Annotated in this window: 12 protein-coding genes; 5 read left to right on the top strand and 7 right to left on the bottom strand. The window is 56.7% G+C overall.

All coding sequences use genetic code 11. From position 1 onward, the window contains the following. Positions 1-120: 120 nt before the first annotated feature. The 6 genes from MRBLMD1_RS14045 to MRBLMD1_RS21995 form a co-directional block, all read right to left on the bottom strand. Positions 121-924: a hypothetical protein gene (locus MRBLMD1_RS14045; RefSeq protein ID WP_364400648.1), complete on the bottom strand. Its 804-nt coding sequence runs from the start codon at positions 922-924 to the stop codon at positions 121-123. Further along, positions 924-1,805: a hypothetical protein gene (locus MRBLMD1_RS14040; protein WP_324644439.1), complete on the bottom strand. Its 882-nt coding sequence runs from the start codon at positions 1,803-1,805 to the stop codon at positions 924-926. The genes MRBLMD1_RS14045 and MRBLMD1_RS14040 overlap by 1 nt, the downstream gene beginning before the upstream one ends. Beyond that, positions 1,792-3,627 carry a hypothetical protein gene (locus MRBLMD1_RS14035; protein ID WP_364400645.1) on the bottom strand — a complete coding sequence of 612 codons (1,836 nt, stop codon included), beginning with the start codon at positions 3,625-3,627 and terminating at the stop codon, positions 1,792-1,794. The genes MRBLMD1_RS14040 and MRBLMD1_RS14035 overlap by 14 nt, the downstream gene beginning before the upstream one ends. After that, positions 3,627-4,619 (bottom strand): PD-(D/E)XK motif protein, encoded by a 993-nt coding sequence (locus tag MRBLMD1_RS14030; protein WP_364400643.1) that lies wholly within the window; start codon positions 4,617-4,619, stop codon positions 3,627-3,629. Before MRBLMD1_RS14030 ends, MRBLMD1_RS14035 begins: the two co-directional genes overlap by 1 nt. Then, positions 4,616-7,297, bottom strand: a complete 2,682-nt coding sequence (locus tag MRBLMD1_RS14025) for a Z1 domain-containing protein (RefSeq protein ID WP_364400640.1) — start codon at positions 7,295-7,297, stop codon at positions 4,616-4,618. Before MRBLMD1_RS14025 ends, MRBLMD1_RS14030 begins: the two co-directional genes overlap by 4 nt. Positions 7,298-7,455: 158 nt before the next feature. Continuing rightward, on the bottom strand, positions 7,456-7,998 hold the full coding sequence (locus MRBLMD1_RS21995; RefSeq protein ID WP_414703703.1) for a hypothetical protein: 543 nt from the start codon (positions 7,996-7,998) through the stop codon (positions 7,456-7,458). A gap of 806 nt (positions 7,999-8,804) precedes the next feature. On the opposite strand from MRBLMD1_RS21995, the gene MRBLMD1_RS14020 reads away from it, so the two are divergent. The 5 genes from MRBLMD1_RS14020 to MRBLMD1_RS13995 all read left to right on the top strand — a co-directional run bounded on the left by MRBLMD1_RS14020 (position 8,805) and on the right by MRBLMD1_RS13995 (position 15,357). Next, complete coding sequence (locus MRBLMD1_RS14020) at positions 8,805-9,371, top strand: hypothetical protein (RefSeq protein WP_364400637.1); 567 nt, start codon at positions 8,805-8,807, stop codon at positions 9,369-9,371. Between the two features lie 160 nt (positions 9,372-9,531). Next, positions 9,532-10,908, top strand: coding sequence for a hypothetical protein (locus MRBLMD1_RS14015; RefSeq protein WP_364400635.1), 1,377 nt, complete (start codon positions 9,532-9,534; stop codon positions 10,906-10,908). 420 nt (positions 10,909-11,328) lie between these two features. Then, a complete protein-coding gene (locus tag MRBLMD1_RS14005) occupies positions 11,329-12,666 on the top strand; it encodes an SIR2 family protein (protein WP_364400630.1) in 1,338 nt (445 codons plus the stop codon). After that, entirely contained in the window at positions 12,663-13,229 is a 567-nt protein-coding gene (locus tag MRBLMD1_RS14000; protein ID WP_324644431.1) for a hypothetical protein, read from the top strand. The genes MRBLMD1_RS14005 and MRBLMD1_RS14000 overlap by 4 nt, the downstream gene beginning before the upstream one ends. Further along, positions 13,216-15,357 carry an AAA family ATPase gene (locus MRBLMD1_RS13995; protein WP_364400627.1) on the top strand — a complete coding sequence of 714 codons (2,142 nt, stop codon included), beginning with the start codon at positions 13,216-13,218 and terminating at the stop codon, positions 15,355-15,357. The genes MRBLMD1_RS14000 and MRBLMD1_RS13995 overlap by 14 nt, the downstream gene beginning before the upstream one ends. 401 nt (positions 15,358-15,758) lie before the next feature. Here the strand turns inward: MRBLMD1_RS13995 and MRBLMD1_RS13990 are convergent, their stop codons facing one another. After that, complete coding sequence (locus MRBLMD1_RS13990) at positions 15,759-16,373, bottom strand: toll/interleukin-1 receptor domain-containing protein (protein WP_324644429.1); 615 nt, start codon at positions 16,371-16,373, stop codon at positions 15,759-15,761. Between the last annotated feature and the right edge of the window lie 195 nt (positions 16,374-16,568).

Genomic DNA, 16,568 nt, shown 5'->3' with positions numbered 1-16,568 from the left:
ATCGCACGTGCCTCGTGCTGCTGGAGAGTGCATCCGAGTGTCGAGTCGAGAATGACGACCGTCCGCTGTTCACGTGTAGTTGGGCCAGCCAGAAGCAGACCGGCCAAACGGAGTTTCCTGTTATTTGAGTGGATTCGGGGGCGTCGTGAGCGGTGGTATTCCGAGCGCCTCAGCAGACTCTAAAAATAGAGAAGTAACAAATTCATTGATCTCTACTGGAGTCATTACAAAGACGGATTGAACTGCCATTTTTCGAACCAAGCGTTTCGTAGCGTCACGGAAAAGTTCCATTCTGCGTCCGGTATTCGACTCCGAAGCAAATGCAATTAAGCGTTCTCCCATGGCGCGTGACAGCAGCGGGTAGCCGCCAATGCGCGGCTTCTCCAGCAGGTTGACGACCTCATCTTCCCCGAGCTGGCTAGCCAGCTCGGGACCAAGGAGGTGGACTCTCCACCAAAGACGGCCCATGGTCGTTCGAGTCATATCGAAAAGGCGATCTTCGGAAATATTCCACTTCTTGTTCTGCACGTTGAAGCGTCCGTAGCGCCATAAGACGACATCCGGTACCACCGCGGTATTGATGAAGTTCCAGACATCTATGGATGAAGCATCCGAGGGCATAATTGCCATCTGGGCATGAATTTCCGGACCGACGGCGCGATCGAAATCGACCAAGAACTTGCTGCTTACTGCAGAAGGAAAACCAAACTCCTCCGCAATGCCAACAATTTTTAACCGAAGGCTCATCAACTCGTCAGAGCCGGCACGCTGGCGGGCAAGGGGATAATAGGGGGCCTGAACGCTCGCCAGGTCAATGGACGAATCCATCTCAGAAAGACTCTGAGTACGCAGCAGCTCCCATGACAGAGAAGCGTCGTACAGGCTCATGCGGGGATAGCAGAGCAAGGCGCTTTGGTCAGCCATCAGCGCCCTCCCACCTTTGCTTGCAGTTCTGCTTCCACTCGTCCCGGATCCTCTTGGTATCTAAGCCTGAGCTGTTCAAGGGAGTTGCCCAATAGCCTGACCAAACTGCTCAGCACGTACCCGAGTGATTCCTCGGCGTACGGAACCTCGAGGCTCAACTCGTCATTGCCGAGGGCCTCACGGAGCAACTGGCGCATGAAGTCAATTTCAAGAAAACGGAGCCAAGCAGCTGACTCCGGGTTTTCCCAGTTCTCCAGCAGTTGCATGATGAATGCGTTGTCCACGTTCAGCCACAACCAAATCGCTGAAGAAGCGCTGGCTGAAAGATCACGGGTTGTCAATCGAAGCCACCATAGGGCCTTATCGGAGCCAACAATTCCGTGGTCGGCGAAGCTGACCGGCAACATCGGCAGGCGAGGAGCTATGCCTTCTAGAAGAATTTTCCGTTCCACTCGAAATACCGTGTTTCCAAGCCGTTTTGGTGCCAACGGGCTCTCGAGAGTATCGCCAGGGTTAAGCAGCGAGATCTGGAATTCCAGTGACAGTGCGCCCGAAACGTGAGTGCCAGGGACGGTGAGATAGATGTGCTGCCGCCGGCCGCGCAGCCTGCAAACATCTGAAGCGATAATTAAGGGGGTTCCCGAGGACCTAGCCACAAGAACAGCGCCTAGTCCCGCACTGGCTGGAAGTCTTAATCGATCTAGTGCGTGCTCCAGCTCCAGCTCGAACGAACACTTGATCAGGATGTCGTCGTAATACGTCCAGTCTTCGGCCGCGGGCTGTCCGTCAACAAGTGGCGAATCGCCGACAGAAATTTCCCACGCCAGTGTGGATACTTCCTCGATCGGCAAAGTCAGGTAGCCGAAACTAATGGCCTGCAAACTCGTGCTCCTCCACTACGGCAGTAACTCGTATGGCAGTGTCGGCAGGTTGAGTGAAGATGGCAGTGATTTCTTCTTCATGCGGTGCCGTAACAGTCATTACTTCTTGGGATGACAGAGTCCCGGAGGCATACAACCACCCGATGAAGCGGGGAAGCTCCGCTCCTATCGGACCATCTGATTCGTTTCCCCCGGACTCGGTCACGACCCGCGCGGCAACTCTGACAGCCAGCGCGTTGCCGGGTCGGCCACCCGTCAAGGCGAACGTGTACTTGGCAACGACTTCTCCGTCCAAGAGGTCAAGTGAAGCGGACGTAATGAGTCGTACGGATGCTTTCCTTGCCCTCTTTGATCCATTGGCCGACGAACTCACGGCGGGCTGCACCTCCGCGCCGGAGCCGGAAAATCCTGCTAAGAGGCCACCAAGGGCAGCGGCTACTCTAGAGGCCCCTTTCGAATGCACTCCATCCCCAGCCACTGCACCTTTTACTGAAAGGTTCCGGAACGTCTCGCGAATGTTATCCAGCGCAATCCTCACCGGATTCGGTGCGTTCTTTTCGACGGCCGCTTGGCGGTATACCCAGTCATCGTGAGTCACTGGTTCGGATTCAGCAAATTTGTTATTCATATCCGGCGCAGAAATAAAAACACCATAAACAGGAACCCCATTGGGAGGTGCAGCGACAGAAAGATACTTCACAACCATTCGGGGATCCCGCAACAGGGCAACAGAGTTCTCGAGTTCAGAACCTGATGCGGTGGGGTCATGACTCAGACGATGTGTTAGTAGGCCCAGATAGCGTTTGGGCCGCTTGCTTGAGATAAGGGTAAACGTGGTTTGCCAGTTACCTTCGTGATCTGGATTCAGTATTTTGCGCCGGCCTTCGATGTAGGCTGTTGCGAATTCGCGGTAAATTGGATGGTCGAGCGGGCGCGGGCCGGCAATTTCGATACCGTCAGCGCTAAACCTGAACCTAATATTTGGCCCCTTGTCGATGTCGAGGGCGTGTGGCCAAGCCCATTTTAAGGCTGCGTCTGCAATTGCTGATACTCGTTCTGAGCCGCTTTTCACGCCTAAAAAGTCAGGTGCAATTATCATAATACTGGTGCCCGTCCCCTCAGGCCTTGGTACACGCATTCCCAGCCTCTGGGCCAGGTCTCGGGCTTCCTGTCCCACCAAGGGGTCGACAATCCCGTCAGCGCCAGGAACGCCCCACCAGTTACGCCCGGTGTATCGGCTCTTGCCGTCGTCGTAGTCGCCGTCACCACCGGACACCCCGATCAACCGCGGCTCAATTGCTCCGTTGTACTGCGCCTGCGAGTAGACCAGACACAGGCCCACTTGGCTCGCCCGATAAAGGACCCCCTTGCCTAGCCCATAGGTACCGCCCTCCAGACCTTTTGAAGTTGAGCGGCCGAGGTTCCGTACAAAGTCAACGAAGTCACGACGCTCTCCAGACTTTCCAGAGACATCCGCGCGGATTGGGCCGCCTAATCCTCTGGTTCCCTCATCTGATATAACAAGCACTCGTATTCGTCTGTGAAGTATGTGCTTTTGAAGGTCGGTGGATCGACAATTCGGCGGAAGTTGACCGAAGACCTCACGCGCCAGTATTCGTGTCTGGTCCTCATCCATCTCATACTCGTCCACTGAGTACGAGATTTGTCCGTTTCTGTCCGTCCTGGCGTCCCAGCTGTTCTGCAGAGACTCTCGAAGCACGAGGTCCCAAAGCCCGAGGGAAGTACGTCCAATTGCGTTGTCTGCGGACCGCGCATCCACCCCTCCATCTGCACCGTACTGCTGCCTATAGAGAGAGAACATCAGCTTGGCCCAGCATCAGCTAGTAGGACTGCTTTGAGGCTGAGAGATGCCTCTTCCAACTGCCCCAAATCTAGAGAATAAGCAATGCTGCTTAGGCGATCAATTATCTCTGGTGGCATCACAGTCTCAGGAGTTATGCGGGGAAATGCCTTACCAACCAAATATGATTTTTCAGACAGAACCGAAAACTTAGTCTCTTCATAAGTCGACGCGTCCGCATCTGAATAATGTGCTCCCTCAAGTGCGGTGAGGAGATCCAGCCGAGATAGCCCCAGCTCAAGTAACTCGGCAATTTTCCCAGGGACGGACGTCCCGACGGGAGTGCGCTCCAACTGGAAAGCTCGCAGATAGAGCTCTCCGTGGTCAGGCTGGGCCAGCTGACGCCCACCATGAATGGTGACCACCATGTTGTTGTGGTTAGTTGTTGCCTTAACTTCAATCGAGCAGTCGCTGAGTACGAAATCATGGCGATGGCCCTTTGGACCTTGCCAAGCGGACAATGCTTTGGGGCCCCGCGACTCCGCCAGCTGTTCCAGGACAAGAAGTTCGGCCATGATCCCGGCCAGCTGCGCTGCTCCCAAGAGAGACCCTCGCTCTGCCTCGAACAGGTTCCTCCAGCGGTCAAGAGTTGCGGTTACGGCACTTGAAGCCTTATCGGGGTTTGATTCGATGACATCGAGAACATCGTCTGCTAACAGACCAAACTGGTGATGCAGCTTGGGGTCGAGGCACCGTAGGATCGTAAAGGGACGCTTCCCGCTGTCGACTGCCAGCTCAAGCGTCTGGAGTGATAGCGATTTGCTGTGCCAATCAGGCATGGCACCCACGAGTGTGCCCATTGGAACAAGTAGGGTTGGCCTGCCTCCAGCGTCGACCGCAAATAGGACCTCTCCGTGTGCAGTCTTGGTCCCTGACTTACGCGAGTGGAAGCTCCCGGCCGCCGAAACATCCTTAGCCAGGAAGTCAAAAACTGAGGCGGACGGCTCTCTCATGCCTTCACCAATTCGTCGCTGGCGGCCTTTTCTTCGTCCAGTTTGTCGGCCGCGTCCAGTTCCTCGTCGAGGGCTTCAAGGTAGTCTGCGTCTACCTTCGCGGCAACATAGTCGACTACGGAACGTGGATTGCGTGACTCCGGAAACATGAAGCAAAGACCGATCAAATCCGCGGCCGCAACGAGCGGAGCTCTCCGGTTCTCGATCGGCACGGTACCAGAGACGAGATCAGGATCTGATTCTTTGGCAATAGGATAGACACAGAGGAGGCCTCTTCGGCCCGTTTGTCGTAACTGCCTAAACTGCAGCAACTGTCGGTCTGAAACCTTATCCGTCGACTTGATATTTAACGACTTCCGGATGAATTCGAGTCCCACATCAAGATCGGCGACCCGATCGGATGTGGAGGCGATTGCCTTAAGATTTGCTGTTCCATCATCACTGGGAATATACATCTTTTTACGACGCATGAGCCGGACCTTTTCATTCAGCCCCAAGTCAAGTTCCCCCGTGCCACTGAGAGGTTCCATAAGAACCACATCCCAATTCTTCAGGTCACCTTCGGCCCGCTCCCTTTCGACATACCGGCGAATTGCATCCTTGTCTATCGATTTCGCCGCATCGTGGATATTGTAGCTGTCAAGAAAAGCTAATACATCGTCAGCCGAGACGTCGCGGAATCCCCGCCTAGCGGCTTCTAGTTCGGTTTCACTATGACCTTGGCTGATTAGCCTTGAGAAAAAGTCTTTTGTCGCTGCTATGTTGGCATTCAGCCATTCAGCATCGTATTCGTTGAACATGATTGTTTGAACGCGTCGACCCGAGTAGCTAACTTGGGCCTTGACGGCAGAGCGCATCTTCGCGGCAGAAGTAACAGACATTTGCGGGTGCGTCCGGATCTTCACGGGCAGTTCAGCCGGCGTCTTTCCCTCCGCCTCATAAACCTGAATCTCTTCACGAATCTCCGCCTCCACGATGGACAGCATAAGGAACCAGCTCTTCAGCTCCGCGCTCATCCAGATACGGATCAGATCTTCGTAGCCGACGCGATATCCAAACCAGCGTCCCATTTGGAGCAAAGTGTCATAGGCGGAAGACGCACGCACGAAGTAGCTCGAAGTTAGCCCTTCCAGTGTCAGGCCACGGGATAGCGTATTGCCACCAATGACGATCACTGTTTGTGGATTTTCCTTGTGGTAGACAAGTCGGTCATTGGACTGGTAGTTATCGACAATCACTTTTGCCGCACGCGCCGTCTCCAACAAACCTGGCATCAGGTCATCGAATGCCAGAGCCTGGTTTCCGAACGTTCCTGCTTGCACGCGGCCCGCTTCAGACTCCCAGAGATCCCGGAATGCATCAAACGCTGAGGGTGCCTCATTGACCAAAGCCCCCCTAATATCCTCCAAGTAGTCGACTACCGCTTCCGCAGTTTTCTCATGCGCTGCAGCAAGCATGGAGGTATGAATTAGCATCGACGAATGCGAGACCTTGCCCGAGCGGATGCGTCGAGCAGCGGTAGCAAGTAGAAACCAGCGAATCGCAGTTCCCATTGCATCGGGCACTTCCGGCGCCCAGCCTCCCAAGGCTGTCTTGTTCGTTGGAGGACGGACATCATCCACTTCAAACTCAGGAATCAGGCGCACTACGTCCAGTCCATCATCTACTGAGTACTCGGAGCTCTCGCCTTCCAACTGCCCAAATATGCGCTCAGCACCGAAGTAATTATCCGGACGGGGGAGATCGACGATGAAATCTCGCGGGTACAGATCTTGCTCGACACTCGGGTCTATAAGCAGGTTCGCAAAAGGCGTAGCCGTGTATGCGATATATGCCGCCTTCGGGTTGGCCAACAAATCCCGAATTAGAGCATTGATCGTGGATTGGCGCCTAGTTCCGACGTCGATGGAAGCTTGGTCCGCTTCATCGTCGATGATGAGAATCGGACAACTTTGACGTGTAGTGGCGGATGCAGTCTTTATCCAATTGCGAAGCCGCCGCAACCTAGCCGGGTTTTTCTTCACAACGGCAATTGAACGCATGGACGTATTACTGAGAATCGCATCAGCAGAGGTTGTCTGGCTGAAATCCATGTCGACAGAAGTCAGAGGATTCCATATGGAGTTGCAGGGCTGTATCAGGTAGTCATTGATCCTGTCCTGGGTCTGAGTGCGAAGATTCTCGGTTGTTCCGGTCAGCACGATGATAAGCCTGTAACCAACGTCTGCCGCTTTAGCTACCACCGACATGAAGTTTGTTGTCTTGCCACTTTGAACGTAGCCAAGGACTAGTCCTCTTGTATTGATGGACTCTTTACCTGGAGGACTGCCCAGACCAATTACTTTGGAGGAGGCAGCATCAACCCCCGAAACCGCAGCTTCGGGCAATTCCTCGAGCAACCTCGCTTTGAGGGTGGGCCACACCACATCGTCGTGGCGAGGACCGGAATACCAGAAGCCGACTTTCTGCTGAACGTTCGCCAAGAATCCAGGGTCCGGGATCTCCTTGATGAGATTTAGCCGCTTCTCGTAAAAGACCCGTGCTGCATGGACAAGTTCTGCCGGTGCATAAGCCAACGCCGATTGAGCCCCCTGCAGAGTCTTGCCGCCAGCCACCAGCGTCGCAAGTGTGTCAGCCATCGCTTCGACATCGCTGTCGGAGTAAGTCGCCGCCCCCATGAATCTCCCATTTCGTATGTGCTTTTAGATCTCGTCAGATGTTAGCGGCAATAGTCAGCACAGTCACAATGGTTCGAGCACCTGTGTTCCCGCTCAAGGTGCTGTTGGGAGCTGTATCCTGGCATTGCCCAAGTTTGGAGTGACAACGCTGACGCTATTTATGGCAATAGTGGGCCGAAGACCTCAAGCACTAGTTGATACAGACGTCCATCAAGTTCGCGGTACCCGGAATGAAGATTTATAAGCCTCCCATCGAGTTCCAGCCACCCAAAATTGTCGAATTTGGCCACAGGTTCCCCGTTACGCCTCAAGACCCATCCTGTGTCTTCCCAATCTCGCAGCCGCTCACAGGTCATCACGGACTTAGGGTCTAGCGGCCCCCCGCGGTACTCGCATGTTGACCAGTCCAGACGGTCTCCCAGTGTCAGCTCTAGCGTAGACGCCATCAAGCGATAGCCGAGGGCCCTTGGAGAGGTAGGCGGCGATTTCTCTGGTCGGTGAATGCCTTGGGATTCTTCGAGTGCCATCGCTATAGCCCTAGCACTCGGCACGCTGAAAGCTCGATCCCATGAAATTGGAAAGTCCCCGCCGGAACCCGCAGTGAAACCCAAACCCCGCCGGCGTGCCTGATAGTCAGTCCCGCTCCCACTTGTCATCATCAGGGCGTCTGCATGGGCCGCGGAACCGCCGTCGGCCGTCAGGCCTATCTACAATCCTGCATCCCTTCGGCAAAGTTCGCTCGCCACTCGCCAAGACAAGGCGTTGATGTGCCGGTATCGAAGCGTCCCATTTTCTGCGTAGATCAAGGTGCCCCGTATGGTCTCTTCGGCCTTGGCTTAAATTCCATCCAGTTCAGAACATTCTTCACATCCGAAATGCTTGCACTGGGGCAGCCACGCGGTGACGTCTAAGGAATCCGCCCCGCGGAGAAGGCGTGCATGCTGTGGTGCTTGGTGATCCGCCACGCGGTTCTGACCGGTGAGCTTGCTGTACGGACTCAACTGTCACTTCTGCCCGCTGCGCGTGCCGCCCTGTGGCTGAAGCGCATCGAGACCGCGGAGCGGTGTAAGCCCAGCGATTTCACCCGCGCGGCTGGGTGGTTCAGACCTTCCAAGGGGGTGGAGTGCCATCCGGTAGGCGGGGCTGTCACTTGGTGGTCCCGCCCATCTTCCGATTTCCGTGCGGAGTCGAGGACGGCCACTGTCGCAGCCCTGTACGGAGCGCGCGTGGCGGGCATTTCTGCTTGGACGCGCTCACAGACCTGCCGCGCGTCCCACCTGACGCGCGGCCAGATCCGCTGTTTATGCAGATGCTTCGAGGCCAGGTGACGACTGAATTCAGGACATTCCCGAAGGCGCGATCCAGGCTTCCGAATAATGTCAGAGCCTGCTGATACAGATATGACCTGAAACAGGTTCTGAACTCGGGCGGCAAATGTAGATTGAGGTGGCCAGAACCTACGAATCGGGTGCATGCAAATGTACAGCAGCGGAAAGATTGATACCCCGTGATGGAAATGCTCAGCGGAGCCACCGTGGACACGTTCAAGAATCTTGTTTGGACCGCCGCCGTGGTTGTCGGCCTGCTGTTTCTCATAGGAAGCCGTGTGTCCACGCCCCTGACAATCACCGCCAGGCTTGTCACCGCCGCCACTGCAGGTACGGCGGCCTTTGCCGCGGCCAACCTTGCGGTGGTTTTCTATATCCTCGCGCACCTCATGGATCCGCGATGGTCCATCGGGAGAGATGCAACGCTTCAGAGCCCCGAACTGTCTGCAGGACCCTTCTTCCAGCCGGTCACCGACACCTTGAATGACATCCCGGACGGCCTGACGGGCAACTTAAACAATGTCATTGCCCTGAAGAACGCGTTCCTCACCATGCCGGAATTTATTATCGCTGCGAGATGGGCCTCCTTCGCGCTCGTGGGCTGTGCGGTCGCGAATCGCATTCTTTCCTCCATCACCGAAAAGAAACAGATTAAGCAGATCGACCGGAATACGCAGGACCTTGCTGATATCCGCGCCCAGATTGGGTTGCCCGCCTTCCGAGACACCAAGGCTGGGGCGCGGTGAGGTGCATTGCCGAGGAACCTGAGTTCAACGAGGGACGTCACGCGGAAAAGGCCGTCTGGACGGCACTGAAGGACGGCCTCCCCGATGACTGTGTCCTGGCCTCCGCGATGGCCGTAACGAATTCGAGATTGACCTGCTGGTCCTCTGGCCGAATGTGGGCATGGCAGCGATCGAGGTCAAGGGCGGCCAAGTCAGCATCGCCGACGGGCAGTGGTACCAGTCGGACCGGAGCCAGAAGCGCAAGATCCAGAGTCCGGTGGCGCAGTCCCAAAGCTCACTGCATGCACTCAAGAACTGGCTAGAGGACCAACTTGGTTGCCGTGTCAGCAGCCGCTGCGTCTACATGGTCAGCCTGCCCTACACCGATGTGCCGAGTGATTGGACCATGGCCGGCTGCCCCCGGTCACTCATCTTGGACAGGACCGGCAGCAAGTCGCCCGCGGAACTCATCCGCCAAGCCATCGAATACGAAGGCGGCGGCGCCTCCCCGCTGGCCCCGGCCTTCCTGGAACGCATCGTCCGCAAGCTTGGCGGAAACCTGGACACCGCAGTCATACCTTCCACCACCTTTCAGGAGGACGAGGCAGCACAGGACCATCTCACCGATCGCCAGTCCGCGCTGCTTCAGGCCTCCCGCTCGCTCCCCCGGATCCGCTTCACCGGCGGCGCCGGCAGCGGAAAGACCTGGCTCGCCGTCGAAAAGGCCCGCATGCTCAGCAAAGAGGGCAAGCGAGTGGGCCTCTTCTGCTATAACAAAGGTTTGGGGCAGTACCTTCAGGACCGCGTCGCAAGCTGGCGACAGGCCAAGCCGGTGTTCACTGGCGAGTTCCACGAATACGTGCGCGGGCTGGGCGTCCCTGACGGGCAGGGGCAGGACTATTTCGACGTCGAGGTGCCCCGCCTGCTGAAGGAGCTGGCAGCCGGGATGGCGCCGCACGAGCGGCTGGACGCTGTCATGCCGCACGAGCGGCTGGACGCTGTCATCGTCGATGAAGCGCAGGACTTCGCTCCTCTCTGGTGGGACGCGTTGCTCGCCTGCACCACCCACCCGGACGCCGGGGAGGTTTATGCCTTTATGGATGACCGGCAGGACGTCTACCAACGATGGGGAGGCGCGCCGGCGGACCTCGCCGACGGTCCGATGGCCACGCTGGTGCCCATCCATATTGATGACAACCTCCGCAACACACTTAAAGTCGCCGAAACATTTAAACCCTTCGCCGGCGACTACTTCAAGCCCCGCGGCAGCACCGGCCTGCCGGTACGGTTCGTGGATTGCCCCGCCGACGATGCGCTCGACGTCGCTGAAGACTGCCTGAATGCGCTGATTGACCAGGGCTGGGCGAACAACCAACTCGCGCTCCTCACTACCAAAGACCGCCACCCCTCCACCTGGACTACTTCGAGCGCGGCGCAACGGAGGAGTATTGGCGGGATTTCCATGCCATTGAGGGTGAGTTCTACGGCCATGTGCTGGGGTTCAAGGGCCTGGAGCGGTCCGTTGTTGTCCTTTGCGTCAACGGGTTCAAGGACATGAGTCCGGCGCGGGAACAGCTATATGTCGGATTGTCCCGGGCACGGAGTCTCCTGGTTGGTGTGGGTGATTCCGGGCTGCTGGAGGAGGCGGGCGGCCGCGAACTGAAGCTCGCGCTGTCGGGCAGCCAGGCGTGGAAAGCGGTGTTGACAGGCGGGTAGTGGCGGGCGCTGAGCCAAGGTTTCGTCAGAAGACATCACAAGTCACTAGGATGACTTCGAATAGCCAAGTCGACACGGCGGTGAGCACGGCCTTGCGCGGTGATGTCCGTAATGGTCTAGCTACTATCACTAGTAGAGATTTTCAATTTCACAGGGGACCTAACGTGACCGGCGATAATCAGGGCCTCGTGACAGTCTTTGCACTCTTTACTGAAAGGCCATGAGGCGATCGACTGGCAGAAGTTGCCATTATACTTGCGACATGCTTCACACCCCGTCCCCGGTTAGGGCTAACGTCTCGCCATATGCGGTTGACTTAGCAGCCCAAGCAATGTCTGCCCGGAAGATCGTAATCTATGCCGGCGCGGGCATTAGCCTGTCCCAGCCAACTAACCTCCCGACGGGTGCTGTTCTCGCCGAACGTCTACACACACGGCTCAGGATAGCGTTCCCGGCCCTCCAGGCCGTTGACCCATGGGATCTTCTTGCTGTTGCAGATGAAGCCGCAGCGCTTCCCGGCGGCGAAAGCGCCTTGCGTCAAACATCCGCGATAGCGGCAAACTTCAAGTCGGCTAAACCTGGCCATGCTCACCGCATCTTGGCGCATCTCTTGCTCGAAGGAGCCATCGATGTCCTCACTACGAATTGGGATAATTGCATAGAGCGAGGAGCCGGAGAGGAACGCCTGCCCACAATTACCAGCAGCCGCGATCTAGTGGATGTCACACCACCCTCGATTCTCAAGATTCACGGCTGTGCATCTCAGCCGAGTACGTTGCTCGTGACGAGCAGCCATCTAGAAGAGCCACCGCCTTGGGTACGGGAACAGACGCACGCGCGGCTCGGCAATTCCGTTGTGGTGTTTATCGGAATCGGTGACGTCGCTGGGTATATAAAGAAGCGCATCAAAGAAGCAATCCAGGAAGTTGAATCCGTCGACAATATTCGGGTTGTCGCGCCAAATATACAGTCCGACTGGGAGACCTCCCAGTGGAAGACCGTCGCGCCGAACCTTCAGGACGACTACAAGATAGCCGCAACGGCAGACGAATTTATGGAGCAGATGGCTTCGGCCTACATTATGGGCCGACTGGACGAGCACAGCGCCGGCCTGTCATCGGATCAAGAACTCAAATCTGATTTAGACAAGGCAATCGACGGGTTGTTGGAGTCCGACGCGCTATCGGTACTCCAGTGGGCCCGTGAGGTCGACATTGAACCACGTGCTGGAGAGGCGGTCCTCAAGAGCCCGGAGCTGGCTAAAGTGCTTATAGCTTTGGGACGTCTCACCGGGGACACAGCTCGGCTCGGCCGGAATCAAGTGTTCGACAGTGGCCCAGGCCCCATCGAGCTATTGATAGCGACGCGTACGGTGCCGATGCGGCATCTCGTCCAAGCGGCGGAGTACCGCTTGCAGGCCCATGCCAACAAGGGTGGGCCTTATCCGCGATTCGTCGTTGCGGGCGGCGTGGGGCCGATCCCAAAGCTACGAGGATTACCCAGCAACATCCTCGGAGATCTAGATGAACTGGACATCGTGGATGGGCCTCTCTCGTTGGCGCCCGACATCACACAGGCAGACGAGGTGATTGCGGCGTGACGGCCATCTCATTGTGGAACCGATCCGACAGCGAACTACTCGGCTTCACTCGGACGGTACTATCTGACCAGGGTTTCCAGGTCGAGACTTTGAATCAGGAGGTCGACCTGCTCCTAGCGGAGAATGATTATTTTGTGGTTGCAGTCGCGGCTATGAACACTATTCAAAATCTCATACTGGCAGAACCTCTTGTATCCGAGGCGCTCTCCCGACGCCTCGGGACTGTCCCTCTTGGGCCGAAAAAGTGGGACACGTACCTCGTCCTACTCACGCAAGAGAAGTCGACCGAAGATGACGCCTCAACTCGCGACCTGTACGCCATCAATCACGATACATCTCGGGTGCGTCGCATCGCTCACACCGGCGTCGATCCAACCCTGGATGCGGCGAGGCAGGCGCTGTCACCATTTATCGAACCTATGAGCCCGGCGACACCTGTAGCACTCAACAACGCGCTTGAGTCACTACTGCAAACACTCATCGCACACGGCGTCGGCCAAGATTTTGCGCAACGTGCCGTCACTGCTTTCGAACAGGGGGCATCTCTGGATGACGTCCTTTAGGCCCACCATTGAGCGACTCCGTATTGAAGCGTTTCGCGGTTTCCGTGACGCGCGTGAGTTCGATCTTTCGGCATCTGCCGTCGTGGTCACGGGACCAAATGGAACCGGTAAGACAAGCTTTTTCGATGCGCTGCAGTGGGTCCTGCTAGGCAGGATCGAACGACTCGAAGTTCTTCGATCACGGCGAAATGTTGAGCACGTCGTAAACCAGTATCGTATCGGTGGAAAAGCTTCGGTCGAGATCGATCTGAGCCTTCCGGATGGCCGGGTGATGCTGCGGCGCACTGGCGATCAAGGCGGAAGTACCCTTGAACTTACTCGAGACGGCGTATCAACCGCGTTTGGTGAGGAGGCAGAGGCAAAGCTTCGACGCATCTTATTGCCCGACACTCAACTGACTCTCCATTCGGCACTAACCACTTCTGGTCTAATGCAGCAAGACGTGCTGCGGAGCGTGCTGGAGGCCAAACCAGCTGAACGGTACCGGCAGCTAAGCACGGTTCTCGGATTGGGCGCGCTTGAGGACTTTGAGGACGCGACCAAATCCGCCGCAAAGCAAGCGGCTGATCGTGAGGGACAAGCCCGAGCTGAGCACTCCAGGATACTAGTTGCACTGAAGCAAGCCCAGGATCGACTTGAGACCGCGCGAGCACGATTGGCGAGCCGGCCCCAAATCGATGCCGTCCGTAATGAAGTCCTCGAAAGACTAAGGGGAACGCCCGCCGGCATGTCCCTAAACGAGTCCGAGGTGAAGCTGGATTCGCCAGAAGATGCTCGACTCGCTGCGACAGCGTTTGGCAAGGCGGCCGACCTAGTAGACACCTCTCGCGAGCTCGTCCGCCGTGCAATACAGCTAAATGAAGGCCTGGAAGGTCCAACTAGCCCTGGCACGATTGAGGCACTGCGTGAAGAAGCTGAACAAGCGAAATTACGAAAAGACGCCGCCGGAGCATTAAGAGGAGCAGCGCAATCAGAGTTGAACGCTGCGCGGCTGACCGCTGTCGAAGTGGCCAAGTTGGCTGCGCTTGCAATACCCATGTTGTCGGATAATTGCCCGGTGTGCAGTCAGCCGATTGACCGTGAGCATGTGGAACGCGATCTCATCGAGCGCGCAGAGGCAACCGGCACCCTTCTGGAACTGGAGAAATCGTTCGTTGAGCGCGCGAATGCTTTCAGTGAAGCCTCAATTGCGGCCTCTGAAGCTGCAGACGCGCTTGCCGAGGCAGAGCAACAGGCTGACCGCTGGCATGCAAGCAGCGACGCAGACCAGGCAGCCAGCGATGCCATAAAGGCTCTCGCCACGGACATCTCTTTCGTGAAGTTCGATTCATACGCTTCCGACTCTTTTGTTTCGGTTGCTGTTCCAGCCTCTGAATATTTCCGCGCAGGGCGCCGGGCCCTACTTGACCTATTGGAGACTTTCGACAGGCAAAACGACCAAAACGCGATAGAGCGAGACGTTGCGGAATACACAACTCTCGAGGGGGCTCTCGCTGACGCAGAGGCACACTTGGCAACCCAAGCTGCCCGTTCCGAGAAGCTCCGGGTGCTCTCTGACAAGACCCTTGAGGCCCGGGTTGAAGTCACTGAGAAGCGGCTGCGGTCCATTCAACCATTGGTAGCCGACATCTTCCACCGACTGGACCCGCATCCCGCCTTCAAGACTGTCGAGTTCGAACTGGATACCTACTATCGAAGGGGGACTACGAGCCCCTTGGTGATTGATCAGGTGGCGGGCATAGCAGCCGACCCGCTCCTGATCTTCTCGACGTCGCAGGCCAACATCGTTGCTTTGTCCTATTTCATCGCGATGAGCCTGTCGATGGACGATAGCGGACTACCCTTCCTACTGCTGGATGACCCAGTCCAGTCGATGGATGACGTAAATGTGCTCGGTTTCGCTGACTTGTGTAGGCACCTCAGGCTGCGGCGACAGCTAATTGTGTCTACTCATGAGCGGCGGTTATCTGGGCTGCTTGAACGAAAGCTGGCGCCTAGATCTGAAGGCGCCAGGACGAGAATTATCAGGTTTACAGGGTGGGACCGCAGTGGACCCACAGTCGATGAGCGAGACGTCGATGGGCAGATGCTGGAGGAGCCGATTCGGCTTCTCCGTCGAGTCATCTGACCTCAAGCTAGAACCTTGGAGCCCGGGAGATGTCGAGTCTTCAGGGCTGGACCGAAAGTGGCGAGTGAAGCGCAGCGAGAGAATCCTCTTATCTCGGAACACTAGGTGCAGCGTCGCCGAGGGCGCTTCAACACTGCTGCACCCAATATAGGGTGGGGCTCGAATCAGGGGCGCCGCTGCTGCGTCGCCCCTGATTGGAAGCACGAGGACATCCTGCGCAACACGATGTTTATGGGACTGGCGGTAAATGCTCTCGGCAAGATGACACCTGAGCAGACCTAACTCCGTTTAGGAATACGTGGCCGGCTGAGTTCGTGGAAGGTGTACTAGGCGTGGAAGATGACGCGCATCTAATTTGCCGGCATCGCTGCAGACTTCAAACGGCAAGTCGTCCAGATCGCTCAGTAGAACTGCACTTCTCCTCCACCACCAGTCCACTCGCACTTGGTGCAGCGCAGATAACCATAGCCGGTCTCGCGTCTGGGATCAGGTACTGCAAACTTTTCCATATCACCGATGCCAGCACCACATTCGGGGCAACCCGCGTACGGACCATAGCCTTCCATGAAAGCAATGTCGATACCCCAAGTGTCCAAGGTACTCTGCACCGCTTTGATCAACCGTGCACCGTGCTCCAGCCCGAGAATTTCCCGAGCGATCATCTCTCGCGCGGGCTCAGTCCGGCCATCGATGTATTTCTTGTAGGCGAGAGTGGTGGGCAATGGAGTGTCATCTAGGACAACGATGAGAAAGCACTCCTCATCAACCCGAAATTTACCCCACGCGGCTTGCCTTTCTGCTGTCACCCAGTCGGACTTAGCTGCGGTTGAAGACCAAAAAAGAACGAACACGTCAATTGTCTCGAGTGCCGCTTCGATTCGTCCGGGTATCACCTCGCCGTTGAGTATGCTCAATTCGTCGAAAAAGGGTTCTGCACCCATCAACATCAGTTCGCCCTGCACCTGGCGGACAATTGCCTTATCGTCGCTCTGGTGAGACAAGAAGATTCTCTGCATCCTGCAATCCTAGTGTTAGACCCTTCGTGCTACTGCGTGCGGTCCTCGGCTCCTCGTCGACCACAGTGGAGTTTCCTAGATTGAGGAAACGCCCCGTAACCAACCGTGGTCGACCAACATGGTTTGCAAGGCGAAGGCGCGCCTGGCCAAAGCCGGACGCGCCCTTTCTGTGCCTTGAGCCAAACGCCGTGAGTC

It is taken from the genome of Pseudarthrobacter sp. LMD1-1-1.1, from assembly GCF_040676255.1.
GTDB lineage: Bacteria > Actinomycetota > Actinomycetes > Actinomycetales > Micrococcaceae > Arthrobacter.
The sequence above is the reverse complement of the archived record's forward strand: the minus strand, read 5'-3'. Positions and strand labels throughout refer to the sequence as shown.